The organism is Roseomonas mucosa ATCC BAA-692 (genome assembly GCF_000622225.1).
Classification (GTDB): Bacteria; Pseudomonadota; Alphaproteobacteria; order Acetobacterales; family Acetobacteraceae; genus Roseomonas; species Roseomonas mucosa.
This window is the reverse complement of sequence record NZ_JHWD01000012.1, coordinates 6,639-20,602: the sequence shown is the minus strand read 5'-3', so window position 1 is coordinate 20,602 and position 13,964 is coordinate 6,639. Positions and strand designations below refer to the sequence as shown.

The window sequence follows — 13,964 nt, the reverse complement described above, 5'->3', positions numbered from 1 at the left end:
TTATCGCGGCGGCGTGTCCCAGATATCCTCGGCATATTCGCGGATCGTGCGGTCGGAGGAGAACCAGGCGACATGGGCGGTGTTCAGCACCGCGCTGCGCCACCAGGACTCCGGCTCGCGCCAGCGGGCCGCGACCTCGCGCTGCGTGGCGTTGTAGCTGTCGAAATCCGCCGTCACCAGGAAGCGGTCGTCGTTCAGCAGCCCGTCCACCAGCCCGGCATAGCGGTCCGGTTCGTCCGGCGAGAAGACGCCGCCGCGGATGGCATCGAGGACCTGCGACAGGGCGGGAGAGGCCGCCACCGCCTCGCGGGCGTCGTAGCCGGCGGCCTTCTTCCGTGTCACCTGATCGGCGGTCAGGCCGAAGATGAAGATGTTCTCCGCGCCGACATGCTCGCGGATCTCGACATTGGCGCCGTCCAGCGTGCCGATGGTCAGCGCGCCGTTCAGCGCCAGCTTCATGTTGCCGGTGCCCGAGGCCTCCAGCCCGGCGGTGGAGATCTGCTCCGACAGGTCGGCCGCGGGGATGATCGCCTCGGCGAGGGAAACGTTGTAGTTCGGCAGGAAGGCGATCCTGAGCATGCCGTTCAGGGTGGGATCGTTGTTGACCACGCGCGCCACGTCATGCGCCAGCCGGATGATCAGCTTGGCCTGCCAGTAGCTGGCCGCCGCCTTGCCGCCGAAGATCTTCACCCGCGGCACCCATTCGTTCATCGGCCGTGCCCGCATGGCGTTGTAGAGCGCCACCGCCTGCAGGATGTTCAGGAGCTGGCGCTTGTATTCGTGGATGCGCTTGATCTGCACGTCGAACAGCGCGTCGGGATCGACGGCGAGACCGATCCGGTCGTGGATGAGGCGGGTGAGCTTCTCCTTGGCGACACGGCGCTGCGCGGCGAAGTGACGGCGGAACTCCGCCTCCTCCGCATGCGGCACCAGCCCGGCGAGCTTCTCCGGATTGTCGAGCACCTCCTCCCCCAGCGTGTCCACCAGGAGCCTGGTCAGGCCGGGATTGGCGCGCAGCAGCCAGCGGCGGAAGGTGATGCCGTTGGTCTTGTTGGTGATGCGGCCGGGGCAGACGCGGTTCAGGTCGGCGAAGACCGTGTCCTTCATCAGCTGCGTGTGCAGCGCCGAGACGCCGTTGATCCGGTGCGACCCGATGAAGGCGAGATGGCCCATGCGCACGCGGCGGCCGTGTTCCTCGTCGATGATGGAGACGGCAGCGAGCAGGCGGTCGTCCGCGCCCTGCTCCTTCCGCACGGTGTCGAGGTGCCGGGCGTTGATCATGTAGATGATCTGCATGTTGCGTGGCAGCAGGCGTTCGAGCAGCGAGACCGGCCAGGTCTCCAGCGCCTCCGGCATCAGCGTGTGGTTGGTGTAGGAGGTGACGGCGCGAGTGATGTCCCAGGCCAGGTCCCATTCCATGTGGTGGATGTCGACCAGCAGGCGCATCAGCTCCGACACGCCGATCGCCGGATGCGTGTCGTTCAGCTGCACCGCGACCTTGTCGGCGAGATTGTCCAGCCGGTCGAACTCCGCCACGTGGCGGCGCAGCACGTCCTGCAGCGAGGCCGAGGCGAAGAAGTATTCCTGGCGCAGGCGCAGCTCCTGCCCGGCCGGGGTCTCGTCGCCCGGGTAGAGCACGCGGGAGATGGATTCCGCCCTGATCCGCTCAGCCTGCGCGCCCAGATGGTCGCCATGATTGAAGGCGGCGAGGTGCAGCGGGTCGCTGGCCCGGGCCGACCAGAGGCGCAGCGTGTTGACGCGCTTGCCGCGCCAGCCGGTGACGGGCGTGTCGTAGGGGATGGCGCGCACCGTCTCCCCGGGATGCCAGACGAGTCGACCGCCATCCACCGCCACGTGGCCGCCGAAGCCGACCTTGTAGCGCAGGTTGGCGCGCTCGAACTCCCAGGGATTGCCGAGGGAGAGCCAGTCCTCCGGCAGTTCGTGCTGGGTGCCGTCGGCGGGGATCACCTGCCGGAACAGCCCGTGCTCGTAGCGGATGCCGTAGCCGAAGGCGGGGATGCCGAGGCTTGCCAGGCTTTCCATGAAGCAGGCGGCCAGCCGGCCGAGCCCGCCATTGCCCAGGGCCGCGTCCATCTCCTGTGCGGCGATGGCATCGAGATCCACGCCGAGGCCCGACAGGGCCTCCCGCGCCGTCTCGGTGATCCGCAGGTTGCCCAGCGTGTCCGCCAGCAGCCGGCCGATCAGGAACTCCATCGAGAGGTAGCAGACCCGCTTGTCGCCCCGGGCCAGCGTGTCGGCATTCGAGGAGCGCCAGTGGTCCATCACCAGGTCGCGCGTCGCCAGGGCGGTGGCCAGGAACCAGTCCCGCTTGCTTGCCCGTTCCGGCGAGCCGCCGACCTGATACGTCAGCCGGTCGAGGATCCTCTGGCGGAAGGTCTCCGGCGAGACCGCGCCTTCGGTCGCCTCGCGGGCGGGGGCGGGCAGGTCGGTGATGTTCACGCGGGCATGTCCTCCTGGAAGGGCGGAAGCGGGGAGATCTGGGCCCATCCTCTCGCGCCTCGCGAGCGGTTCCAAGGCTTCTTGTCATGGTTGTGCGGATAGGCGCCCGTTACGTCCAGGGAAAAAACCGGCCGGGCAAGGCGCCCGGCCTGGTTTCGGATCGCTTCGTGGAACTCAACCAAGGGAGAGCAGTGCGACCGGGAGCCGCGCGAGCAGGGTGGCGGCGCGGAGCGAGCCATCCGGGGCTGGCACCTCTCCGCCGTTCAGCACGTCGGTGAGCGCCCCCGGCATGTCCGGCGGCAGGAGGATGGCGGTGTCGCCCCAGGCCTCGGCGGGGACCAGGGGCTGCCTCGCCTCGCCCAGCAGGGCCGCCGGCAGGCGCGTGACCACCGTGATCGCCGCTTGGCCTCCCCGGCGCCGGGCGAAGGCCAGGAGGTGCGCCGCCTTCGCGCCCTGGATCTCCAGGGGCAGGTAGTCGCCCTCCGCGAAGAGCTCCGGCCGCTGGGCGCGGAGCGCCAGGGCGCGGGCGATCACTGCCTGCTTCACCCGCCCGTCCTTCCAGTGGGAAAGGAGGCCGGCGGGGGACTCGCCCGCCTCCAGCGCCGCCCGCCGGGAGGGGAAGTCCACCGGGCGGCGGTTGTCCGGGTCCACCAGGGAGAAGTCCCAGAACTCCGTGCCCTGGTACAGGTCCGGGATGCCGGGGGAGGTGCAGCGGATCAGCGTCTGCGCCAGCCCGTTCACCGCCCCGGCGGGGGCGAGGCGCAGGGCGAAGCCGGCGATCTCCTCCCGCATGTGGCTGGCGCGGTCGGCGGCCAGGATGTTGCGCAGGAAGTCCTGGCAGGCGGATTCATAGGCCTCGTTCGGCACGGCCCATTCCGAGCGGCGCTTGCCTTCGCGCAGGGCCTTCTCCTGCCAGGCGGCGACGCGCTGGATGAGGTCCTGCACGCCCTGCTCATCCGCGGGGTCGAGATCCAGCGGCCAGGCGCCGACCAGGGTCTGGTAGAGCATCAGCTCGTCCACCGCGTCCGGCGCCGGGGTGCCGTCCACCTCGCGCTTCAGGCTGTTGTTCAGGCGGGTCCAGCGGGTCAGCGCCGTGGCCCATTCCTCCGGCAGCTCCGAGATGACCGCGAGACGGATGCGGTTGTCCTCGCCGCGCTTGTGGTCGTGGGTGGCGGTGGCGAGCATCTCCCGCGGGAAGTGGCGCGCGCGTTCCCGGCACATGGCGTGGAAGGAGGCGGGGCTTTCGGTGAGATGGCCGGGTTCGGAGCCGACCTCGTTGCGCGAGATCAGGCGGCCGTAGCGGTAGAAGGCGGTGTCCTCGACCGACTTGGCGGCGACAGGGGCGGAGAGCTGCTGGAAGCGCACCGCGGCGCGCAGGCGCTGGCGGCGGCCGGCGATGGGCAGGCTGCGCGGCACCTCGCCGCCGAGCCAGCCATCGAGCAGGTCGAGCAGGGGGCGCTCGGTGGCGCGCACGGTGCGGCGGGCGCCGGCGAGCGCCCATTCCAGCGTGCGCTCGTCCTCCTCGTTGCGGCCGGCCATGGAGACGTAGGTGCGGTAGACGGGGAAATGCGCCAGGACCTCGGAGATGGCGCGGCGGATCGCGGTGAGGGTGAAGTCGCGCGTGGCGAGGTCGGTCTGGGCGATGCGGTGCAGGGCGGTGGCGGTGCCGTTCAGCTCGGAGGCGAGGTTCTCGCGCAGGATCTGGCGGCGGGCCTCGCGGGCCTCGTCCTCGAAGCGGGGGGAACGGGCGGTAAGGTCGGCCCAGAGCCGGGTCAGGCGTTCCTCGCCGGCCGGGTCGTGGAGGAGGCCCGCGACCTCGTCCATGAAGTTGTAGCCGGTGGTGCCGTCCACCATCCAGTCCTGGCGCAGGCGCTCGTGCGGGGCGAGGATCTTCTCGACCAGCAGGAGCGGCTCCCCCTTTGGCGCGGTGGTAGGGCGGTGGCGGCCGGCGGCGCGCAGGCGGCGGCGGAGCTTGCGGCAATAGGCGCGCGGGTCGGCGAGGCCGTCCACATGGTCCACGCGCACGCCGTCGATCGCGCCCTCTGCATAGAGCTTCAGGATCAGCTCGTGCGTGGCCTCGAAGACCTCGGGGACCTCCTGGCGCAGGCCGCCCAGGCTGGTGACGTCGAAGAAGCGGCGCCAGTTGATCTCGTCGGTGGCGGCGCGCCACCAGGCGAGGCGGTAGTTCTGCGCCTCCAGCAGATGGTGCAGGCGGGTGCGGCTCTCGGGTTGCTTCGGGTCGAAGGCGGCGAGGACGGATGCGATCCTGGCCTGTCCACCCGGTTCCTTCGCGAAGCGGGCGAGGACGTCGAGCGCCACGCCGGCGGCGGCGCGCATGGCCTCCGCGCTCCCCGGCTGTGCGATGCCGGCGAAGACCTGGGCGATGCCGTCGAGCGAGGCGTCGCCGGTGGCGCGCAGGATCGTCGCATAGGTGGCGGGGGCGATGGGGAAGCGGTGCTCGAAATACTCGGCGTAGATCTTGCCGCTTTCCGGCTCGAAATGCAGGGCGAGGTCGCCCGATTCCAGCACGGTGCCATAGGGGCCGCCGAGGAAGGGAGCGAGGAGCTTGTCCTTCAGCGCCGGGTCGGCAGGGTTCCAGTCGATGTCGAAGAAGCTGGCGAAGGGCGAGCGCGGGCCCCATTCCAGCACGTCCAGCCACCAGCCGTTGTCGGCGCCGCCCACGCCCATGTGGTTGGGCACGATGTCGAGGATGAGGCCCATGTCCGCCGCGTGCAGGGCGGCGACGAGGCGTTGCAGGGCTTCCTCTCCCCCGACCTCCGGGTTGATTCGGGTGGGGTCCACGATGTCGTAGCCGTGGGTGGAGCCGGGGCGCGCCTTGAGCAGCGGCGAGGCGTAGAGGTGGCTGATGCCGAGCGCCTTGTAATAGGGCACCAGCGGCACCGCGTCGTCCAGCGTGAAGTCCTTGTGGAACTGCAGACGCGCCGTCGCACGCGGGGTTTCGGGGATCACTGTTTCGGCTCTCCGTGCTCAGGGCCGCGCCGGGGGCGCAAGGCTCGTTGCCGCGCACAACGCGCCAGGGGGGCGGGTGGTGGCAGGGCGGGGGACGGAAAGCCGGATCTGTGGTTCCGGGGGCGCGGTTTTCCCGGAGGGGGGCGGTGGCGGCGGGGTCATGGCCAGGCGTGGCGCAGGCGGTTGGGCAGGCGCGCGCGGCCGGCGGCGGTGCGGTGGAGGGCGCGCAACGTCCGGAGCAGGGCACGGTAGGGGCCGATAGTGCCGTAGGCGCCTGTGAAGACAGGGATTTTGGCGTGGGCGAGGGTTTCGGACAAATCGGGATCGGGCAGCAGCCAGGGCGGGCCGGGGAGGGCGGAGCGGAGCCCCAGGCGGCGGGCGAGCAGGACCAGGCGGAAGCCCAGGATGCGGTGGGCGCGGCGGGCGGCGCGGCAGATCCGGTGCTCGATGGCGCGGAGCGGGTGGGTGGGGGCGGCGGTGGCCAGAGCCTTGAGGAGGTGTTCCCAGAGGCCGGCATGGGTGAGGCGGCGGAAATGGCGGGCGATGCTGTCGGGGTTGCCGTAGTGGGCGGGCAGTGCGCGCCAGGGGGAGGCGGTGAGGGCGAGATGGAAGATGGCGTCCATGCGGCGGCGGAGGTCCGCGACGCGGCGGCCGGCCGGGGTGCGGGGGAGGAGATAGGGGAGGAGGGCGTGCCACTCGGCATCGGTGAGGGGGCGAAAGGGCTGGGGTGGGGAGAGGCGGGGGAGGAGCATGGGAGGAAGTATAGCACGGTGGGCCGGAATTAGGAAGATTTTCCTTTTGTTGGTGAGGGATGGGAGGTGTCATGGCCGCTGCCGGCCTTGGACGGCCTCTTCGCGGCATCGGGCCGCGATCCGGGATCTTCATTGGACAGGTCGCAGCCCGTGACCCAGATTGCCGTTCCCTGAAGGAACTGCGCATGGACGGCCTTTCCCGTTGTTCCCGGCGCCCGGAGAATGCCGGGGATCAGCGCGGGAGCTTTCTCGGAATCCTGCTGCTCTTTCTTCGCCTGGGCCTGACCTCCTTCGGTGGACCGGTCGCCCATCTCGGCTATTTCCAGGACGAGTTCGTGACCCGCCGCCGTTGGCTCGACGAGAAGGGCTATGCCGATCTCGTCGCGCTGGCCCAGTTTCTTCCAGGTCCGGCCAGCAGCCAGGTCGGCTTCTCGCTCGGCGTGCTGCGGGGCGGCCTGTCCGGCGGGTGCGCGGCCTGGCTCGGCTTCACCCTGCCGTCGGCCGTGGTGATGCTGCTGGCGGCCTATGGGGTGGAGTGGGCGACGGGCGGCATGGGCGTGGGCATCGTGCATGGCCTCAAGCTGGTTGCTGTCGCCGTGGTGGCGCAGGCCGTCCGTGGCATGGGGAGAAGCCTGTGCCCGGATCGGCCGCGACGGACGATCGCGGTGCTGGCCACCGTCGCGGTCCTGCTCCTGCCCTTCGCCTTCACCCAGGTCGGCGTGATCCTCGCCGGTGGCGCGGCGGGCCTTGTCCTTTACCGGGGCGGCGATGCGGGGCCGCCGGGCGCGGCGATGCCGTTCCAGGTTTCTCGCGGTGCCGCGGCCGCAGCCCTCGTCCTGTTCCCCGTCCTGCTGATCGGCCTGCCCGTGCTGGCCACGGCCACCGGGTCCCATGCGGTCGCCACGGTCGAGGCATTCTACCAGGCCGGGTCGCTGGTCTTCGGCGGCGGGCACGTCGTGCTGCCGCTTCTGGAGCGTGCCTATGTGCCGGCCGGCTGGATCAGCGCCGACCGGTTCCTCGCGGGCTACGGCGTGGTCCAGACGGTGCCCGGGCCGCTTTTCACCTTTGCCGCCTTCGTAGGCGCCGCGCAGAATCTGGCGCCGAACGGCATTGCCGGGGCGGTGCTCGCGTTGCTGGCGGTGTTTCTGCCGGGCATCCTGCTGATGTACGGCATGCTGCCCTTCTGGGACGCGCTGCGGCACCGGCCGGCGGCACGCGCTGCCATGCAGGGCGTCAACGCCGCGGTCGTCGGCATCCTCGCCGCGGCCCTGTTCGACCCGATCTGGATATCCACCGTCCGTACCCCTGCCGACTTCGCCATTGCCGTGCTGGCCTTCGCTGCACTGGTCTGGTGGCGGGTTCCGGTCTGGCTGGCCGTCGTCCTGACGGCAGCCATGGGGGTGGTCCTGGCCGCCTAGGCGCAGGACTCATTGATCCAGAAGAGGACGGTGGCGGCGAGGGAGATGGCTGAGAGGAAGGTATGGGCACAGCGGTCGTAGCGCATGGCGACGCGGCGCCAATCCTCGATGCGATGGCTCTGGCGGTAGAGTGCCTTATCGTAGGGAATCGGGATCTTCCGGCTGCGGGTCGGGGGGAACTGATCCTGGCGGAGCGGGGCATCACCGTCACGCACGAGAGCATCCGGGGCTGGTGCCGGAAGTTCGGCCCGGAGTTCGCGGCCAAGCTGCGGCGGCGCCGTCCGAAGCCGAGCGACATCTGGCACCTCGATGAGGTGCTTCTGCGCATCAATGGCGTGCTGCACTATTTCCGGTGAGTGGTAGACCGGCACGAGGTGGTGCTGGACATCCTCGTTGGTTGTGTTGCGCAGTTTGCGGCGGGCAGCAAATGGCGTGGATAGCAGGCGGATCAGGCAGCAGCCTGGAACAGCTCGGCGGTGGAACTCGCCTGGACCCGCATGTTCCGCCCGCCGATATCCCGAACCTGTCCCTTCCTGTTCATGGCCATCGCCTCGCGGCCCGCCAGTGTTCGTCGCGCCATATGGAAACTGCCGAAGCCAGGCCCCGGTCTGACCAGGCGTTTCACGCGCCGGTGGTCCTGTTCCACGATGTTGTTGAGGAACTTGCATTGCCGCAGGCGGGAGAAGCGCCACAGCTCGCCATTCCCTTTCAACTGCTCGATGGCAGACGGACAGGCCGGGTTCTTGTCCACCGTGATGGTACGAGGGTTGACCGTATGCGGCTGCCCCAGCGCCTTGCGGAAGAAGCGCTTCGCGGCCGCCGCGTCCCGCCTGGCCGAGAGCAGGAAGTCGATCGTCTGGCCGCGGCTGTCGACAACCTCGGGCAGGAACCAGAGATACTGTCACAGAAGAACGATCGGGAAGGTCAATGCGGAAGTACGCCCATTCCATTCAAGGCAAGGAAGCCGTTTCCTGGGAGGAACTCTCTTCCCATCTTCAGGATGTTTCCACCCGGGCGGCTTCCTTCGCAGCCGCCTTTGGATGGTCAGAAATGGCGCGAATCGCCGGCCTCCTTCATGACATCGGAAAAGTCTCCAACGCTTATCAGGCCTACATCGCGTCCCCGGCGGTCCCAGGTCGTAAGGGGCCGGACCATTCCACGGCCGGAGCAAGGGAGGCCCTGAACAGCTATCCAAAAGGGGTGGGATGGCTGCTGGCTGGCATTATCGCGGCGCACCATGCTGGGTTGGCCGATGGCAAGAAACTGCGGGCCACGCGCTTCGGTGTGGATTACCGGCTGGAACCATATGATGGGTGGCAGGCGCATACCGGCCCCTTGCCGCCCGCCCAGGCGATGGTGCCGCCGGCCGGCTTCCAGCCCTCCCCTCATCCCGGCTTCTCCCAGGCATTCCTGACGCGGATGCTGTTCTCGTGCCTGGTGGATGCCGATTTCCTGGCGACGGAAGCCTTCTTTGCCCGGTCCAGGGGCGGGGCCCCGCACCGCGGCGGCCATAGCCCGCTGGACATGCTCCGCCAGCGACTCGAAGTGTCCCTGGCAGCCCTGCCGACGACGGGAGCGCCCGATATCAACGCGCTGCGGCAGCGGGTGCTGGAGCATGCGCGGGCGAAGGCCGCGCTGGCACCGGGCCTCTTCACCCTCACCGTGCCCACCGGCGGCGGCAAGACGCTGACCTCGCTCGCCTTCGCGCTGGAGCATGCGCGCCGGCATGGGCTGCGGCGCGTGGTCTATGTGGTGCCCTTCACCGCGATCATCGAACAGACCGTCGACGTGTTCCGCAGCGCCCTGGGCACGCAGGACGACGTGCTGGAGCACCATTCCGGCGTGGACTGGGAAGGCCCGGAATCGGAGGAGGGGACGGAGCCGGACAGCCTCACCCGGCTGAAGCGCGCGGCGGAGAACTGGGACGCGCCGATCGTCGTCACCACCGCGGTGCAGTTCTTCGAGAGCCTTTTCGCCAGCCGCACCTCCCGCTGCCGCAAGCTGCACAACCTGGCCAAGGCGGTGATCGTGCTGGACGAGGCACAGACCCTGCCGCTGCCAGTGCTGCGCCCCTGCATGGCGGCGCTGGAGGAGCTGGCGCGCAACTACGGCAGCAGCGTCGTGCTCTGCACCGCCACCCAGCCGGCGCTGCGACAGAAGGACAGCTTCAAGGGCGGATTCGACCTCGACGACACGCGCGAGCTGGCCCCGGAGCCCCGTGCCCTCTACGCCGCGCTGAAGCGCGTGCGGGTTGAGGTGATGCCGCAGCCCGTATCCGACGCCGCAATCGCCACGCGCTTCGCGGACCAGCCGCAGATGCTGTGCATCGTCAACAGCCGCGCGCATGCCGCGGCGCTGTACGAAGCGATCCGCGAACTGCCCGGGGCGATGCATCTCAGCACGCTGATGTGCGCGAAGCACCGTCGGGAGGTGCTCGCCCAGGCGCGGAAGCGGCTGCGTGACGGTGGACCGGTGCGGCTGGTCTCCACCAGCCTGATCGAGGCAGGCGTGGACATCTCGCTGCCCGAGGTCTGGCGTGCCGAGGCGGGGCTGGATTCCATCGCCCAGGCGGCGGGCCGCTGCAACCGTCATGGGGAGCTGCCGGCCGGGCGGGTGGTGGTGTTCACGCCGCAGGAGGACAAGGTGCCGCACAGCCTGAAGCGGTTCCGGCAGGCGGCGCAGGGCGTGCTGGGGCGCACGGAGGACCCGTTGGGGCTGGAGGCCATCCGGGCCTACTTCCAGGCGCTGTACTGGACGCAGGGTGACGAGGCATTGGATGCGACCATGGTGGACGGGTATCGCGGCGTGCTGCCGGCCCTCGCCGAGGGGCGGAGGAGCGGCGAGTTCCCCTTCCGCAGCCTGTCCGAGGCCTTCCGGCTGATCGACGAAACCATGCTGCCGGTCGTCGTCGCCTGGGATGCGGAGGCCAAGGAGCTGCTGCGGAAGATCGAGGCGATGGATCGGCCACTGCCCGCCGACCTGCGGAAGCTGCAGCCCTACACGGTGTCCGTGCTGCGGCAAGCGCGGGCGCAGTGGCTCGCGACAGGGGCACTGCGCCCGGTGCATGTCGGGCTGGGCGATGCACTGCTGACCTTCGTGGCCGAGGCGCCTTACGACCAGCAGACGGGGTTGCGGCTGGGGGACAGTGCGCTGCTCCGGCGGGTGGAGGAGAATGTATGGTGAGACCTCGTCTGCCGGCCGCGGCTCAGGATCGGGGCGGTGGGAATTTCCCGTAACGATATCGTCCCCAGAACATCTTTCGCGCGACGATAGAGCGTATATCTTTCTCCACGGGTCAGATGCGAATCGGTCTGGCATCTTCGCGTTCTGGATGCGGGCCAACTCGGGAGGGAGACATGCTGTTTTCATGGCACCCGGCATGAGCTTCGGCGTCCGGCTGCATGTCTGGGGTGACCGCGCCTGCTTCTCCCGCCCGGAGATGAAGGTCGAGCGTGTCTCCTACGACGTCATCACCCCTTCCGCCGCGCGCGGCATTCTGGAAGCGATCCACTGGAAGCCGGCGATCCGCTGGGTGGTGGACCGGCTCCATGTCCTTCGCCCGATCCGCTTCCAGTCCTTCCGCCGCAACGAGGTGTCCAGCAAGATCCCCGGCCCCACGGCGGAACGCGCCATGCGGGCGGGCTCCGTCGCTGGGCTGGGGATGATGATGGAGGAGGTGCGGCAGCAGCGGGCCGCCACCCTGCTCGTCGACGTTGCCTATGTGATCGAGGCGCATTTCGTCATGACGCCGCGCGCTGGCGCCGAGGACACGCCGGCCAAGCACCTGTCGATGTTCAACCGGCGCGCCGAGGCCGGGCAGTGCTTCCATCGCCCCTGCCTCGGCACACGGGAGTTCGCCGCGGAGTTCGCGCTGCTCCCGCCCGGGGCCCCGCTGCCGGCGAGCACCCTGCCGCCGGACCAGCGCGACCGCGACCTGGGCTGGATGCTGCACGACATCGACCATGAGGCGGGCGCGGTCTCGCGCTTCTTCCGGGCACGGATGCGTGACGGGGTGGTGGATGTGCGCGCCTGCCTGGAGGAGGGCAGCGCGACGTGACCATCCTTCAATCGCTCGACCGCTACTATGACCGTATGGCAGCGCGGGGGGAGGTGGAGGCGCCCGGCTACTCCCGCGAGAAGATCGGCTTTGCCATCCTGCTCTCCCCGGAGGGCGAGCCGGTCAATCAGAAGGACTTGCGTGAGCAAGTCGGCAGGAAGCTGCAGCCTCGCCTGGTGGAAGTGCCGGCCGCCGTCAAGCGGACGGCGGGCATCTCGCCCAATCTGCTCTGGGACAAGAGCGCCTATGTGCTCGGCCGCACTGCCGGCCAGGGGCGCCGCACCGCCGACGAGCACGCGGCCTTCCGCAAGCTGCATCTGGACCTGCTGGCGGAAACGAAGGACCCGGGGCTGCTCGCACTGCGCCGCTTCCTGGAAGCCTGGCAGCCGGAACGCTTCGACGCGCCGCCTTTCGAGGCGGAGATGCTGGACGCCAACCTGATCTTCGCGCTGGAGGGCGAGCACCGCTATCTGCATGAACGGGAGGCCGCGCGCGCTCTGGTCGCGGCGCGCGGGGGTGGCGAGGGGAAGCGCGCCATCTGCCTCGTTTCCGGCATGGAGGCGCCGATCACGCGGCTGCACCCGACCATCAAGGGGGTGGAGGGCGCGCAGAGTTCCGGCGCGGCGTTGGTCTCCTTCAACCTCGAAGCCTTCGGCTCCTACGGCCAGGAGCAGGGCGCGAATGCCCCGACCTCGGAGGCGGTCGCCTTCCGCTACGGCGCCGCGCTGAACCGCATGCTGGACCGCGGCAGCCGCAATCGCCTGCCGCGCCCGGTCGGCGACACCACCGTGGTGTTCTGGGCCGATGCCTCGGATGTCGGCGAGGAGACAGCCGAGGCGGCCGAGAGCGCCTTCGATACCCTGTTCAACCCGCCCGCCCCGGAGGGAGATCCGGCGCGCGACGGCGAGGAGGCCGCGAAGCTGCGCGCCCTTCTCGCCGCGCTGCATGAGGGCCGCCCGCTGCGCGACGCCGACCCGAAGCTCACCGAGGGCGTGCGCTTCCACATCCTGGGCCTCGCACCCAATGCCGCGCGTCTTTCCGTGCGCTTCTGGCTGTCGGACGACTTCGCCGTCTTTGCCCGTAGGCTGGCCGACCACTATGCGGCGCTGGCGATCGAGCCGCCGCCCTGGCGCGCGTTGCCGCCCTCGGTGAACCGTCTGCTGGTGAAGACCGTCGCCCTGCAGGAGAAGTTCGACAACATCCCGCCTCTGCTCGCCGGGGAGGTGACGCGCGCCATCCTCGCCGGCACGCCCTATCCGCGCAGCCTGCTCGCCACCGCCATCATTCGGCTGCGCGCGGGCGACGATGCCGGCACCGGCTGGCACGCCGCCGCGATCCGCGCCGTGCTCGCCTCGCACCATCGAAAGGAATCGCCGCCCGTGAGCCTCGATCGGGAGAATGCCAGTTCGGCCTATCAACTCGGCCGACTCTTCGCGATGGCCGAGATCGCCCAGCGCGTCTCGCTGGGCAAGGTGAACGCCACCATCCGCGACCGCTACTTCGGCGCCGCCTCCGCCACGCCGGCCAACGTCTTCCCGCTGCTGCTGCGGGGGGTACAGAACCATCTCGGCCGGCTGCGCAAGGAAGGCAAGGGTGGCTGGATCGAGAAGGAGATCGACCAGATCTTCGCGCAGCTCCCGCCCTCGCTGCCGCGCTCGCTTGCGCTGCAGAAGCAGGGGGAGTTCGCCATCGGCTACTACCACCAGCGCAGCGCGCGCATCGGCAGCAAATCCGCCGGGCAGATCGCGGACGAGGAAGAGAGCAAGGAAGGCGATACCGATGAGTGAGACGGCCGCGCTGACCCGGCGGCACGAGTTCGTGCTGTTCTTTGACGTCACCAACGGCAACCCGAACGGTGATCCGGATGCGGGCAACCTGCCGCGCCTGGACCCCGAGACCAACCGCGGTCTGGTGTCGGACGTCGCGCTGAAGCGCAAGCTGCGCAACTACGTGGCGCTTGCCCGGGGCGACCGGCCGGGGCACGAGATCTACATGCGCGATGGAGCTACGCTGAACGTCGAGCACAGGCGCGCCTGGGCCGCCGTGATGCCGGAGGTGACCAAGGCCGACGAACAGAAGAAGCTGCCGAAGGACGAGGCCAAGTCCCAGGCCCTGACGCGCTGGATGTGTGCGAATTTCTGGGACATCCGCAGCTTTGGCGCGGTGATGACCACGGGAGTCAATGCCGGGCAGGTGCGCGGGCCGGTGCAGCTTACTAAACCGGCCATCAAATAGGTATCATTTTTCGGGCTTTCTGCGATGCTGCGGGCATGGTGCTCTGTCGGGACTTCCGCACGCTTGATCCGG

General features: G+C 69.5%; 9 protein-coding genes and 2 pseudogenes. 6 read left to right on the top strand and 5 right to left on the bottom strand.

Annotated elements, in window-relative coordinates; all coding sequences use genetic code 11:
- From BT98_RS0113390 to BT98_RS0113380, 3 genes are all read right to left on the bottom strand, one after another.
- Positions 1–2,460, bottom strand: coding sequence for a glycogen/starch/alpha-glucan phosphorylase (locus BT98_RS0113390; protein WP_019462130.1), 2,460 nt, complete (start codon positions 2,458–2,460; stop codon positions 1–3).
- 174 nt (positions 2,461–2,634) lie between these two features.
- Positions 2,635–5,430 carry a malto-oligosyltrehalose synthase gene (gene treY, locus BT98_RS0113385; protein WP_019462129.1) on the bottom strand — a complete coding sequence of 932 codons (2,796 nt, stop codon included), beginning with the start codon at positions 5,428–5,430 and terminating at the stop codon, positions 2,635–2,637.
- Positions 5,431–5,588: 158 nt separating this feature from the next.
- Entirely contained in the window at positions 5,589–6,182 is a 594-nt protein-coding gene (locus BT98_RS0113380) for a transposase (RefSeq protein WP_081798591.1), read from the bottom strand.
- 185 nt (positions 6,183–6,367) lie between these two features.
- On the opposite strand from BT98_RS0113380, the gene chrA reads away from it, so the two are divergent.
- On the top strand, positions 6,368–7,600 hold the full coding sequence (gene chrA / locus BT98_RS0113370; RefSeq protein ID WP_019462127.1) for a chromate efflux transporter: 1,233 nt from the start codon (positions 6,368–6,370) through the stop codon (positions 7,598–7,600).
- Here chrA and BT98_RS28085 read toward each other — a convergent pair.
- Positions 7,597–7,776, bottom strand: a pseudogene (locus BT98_RS28085) (IS5/IS1182 family transposase); the annotation flags it as partial. The gene chrA and the pseudogene BT98_RS28085 overlap by 4 nt on opposite strands.
- On the opposite strand from BT98_RS28085, the pseudogene BT98_RS28080 reads away from it, so the two are divergent.
- Positions 7,777–7,935, top strand: a pseudogene (locus BT98_RS28080) (IS6 family transposase); the annotation flags it as partial. It lies immediately after the preceding pseudogene.
- Between the two features lie 113 nt (positions 7,936–8,048).
- Here the strand turns inward: BT98_RS28080 and BT98_RS26640 are convergent.
- Entirely contained in the window at positions 8,049–8,486 is a 438-nt protein-coding gene (locus tag BT98_RS26640; RefSeq protein ID WP_202801215.1) for a DDE-type integrase/transposase/recombinase, read from the bottom strand.
- A gap of 41 nt (positions 8,487–8,527) precedes the next feature.
- On the opposite strand from BT98_RS26640, the gene BT98_RS0113350 reads away from it, so the two are divergent.
- The 4 genes from BT98_RS0113350 to BT98_RS24335 all read left to right on the top strand — a co-directional run bounded on the left by BT98_RS0113350 (position 8,528) and on the right by BT98_RS24335 (position 13,892).
- Positions 8,528–10,783 carry a CRISPR-associated endonuclease Cas3'' gene (locus BT98_RS0113350; protein ID WP_026033381.1) on the top strand — a complete coding sequence of 752 codons (2,256 nt, stop codon included), beginning with the start codon at positions 8,528–8,530 and terminating at the stop codon, positions 10,781–10,783.
- 196 nt (positions 10,784–10,979) lie between these two features.
- On the top strand, positions 10,980–11,657 hold the full coding sequence (gene cas5c / locus BT98_RS0113345) for a type I-C CRISPR-associated protein Cas5c (RefSeq protein WP_026033380.1): 678 nt from the start codon (positions 10,980–10,982) through the stop codon (positions 11,655–11,657).
- Positions 11,654–13,444 (top strand): type I-C CRISPR-associated protein Cas8c/Csd1, encoded by a 1,791-nt coding sequence (gene cas8c, locus BT98_RS0113340; protein WP_019462121.1) that lies wholly within the window; start codon positions 11,654–11,656, stop codon positions 13,442–13,444. Before cas5c ends, cas8c begins: the two co-directional genes overlap by 4 nt.
- Positions 13,437–13,892: a type I CRISPR-associated protein Cas7 gene (locus tag BT98_RS24335; protein ID WP_019462120.1), complete on the top strand. Its 456-nt coding sequence runs from the start codon at positions 13,437–13,439 to the stop codon at positions 13,890–13,892. Before cas8c ends, BT98_RS24335 begins: the two co-directional genes overlap by 8 nt.
- The last annotated feature ends 72 nt before the right edge of the window (positions 13,893–13,964 follow it).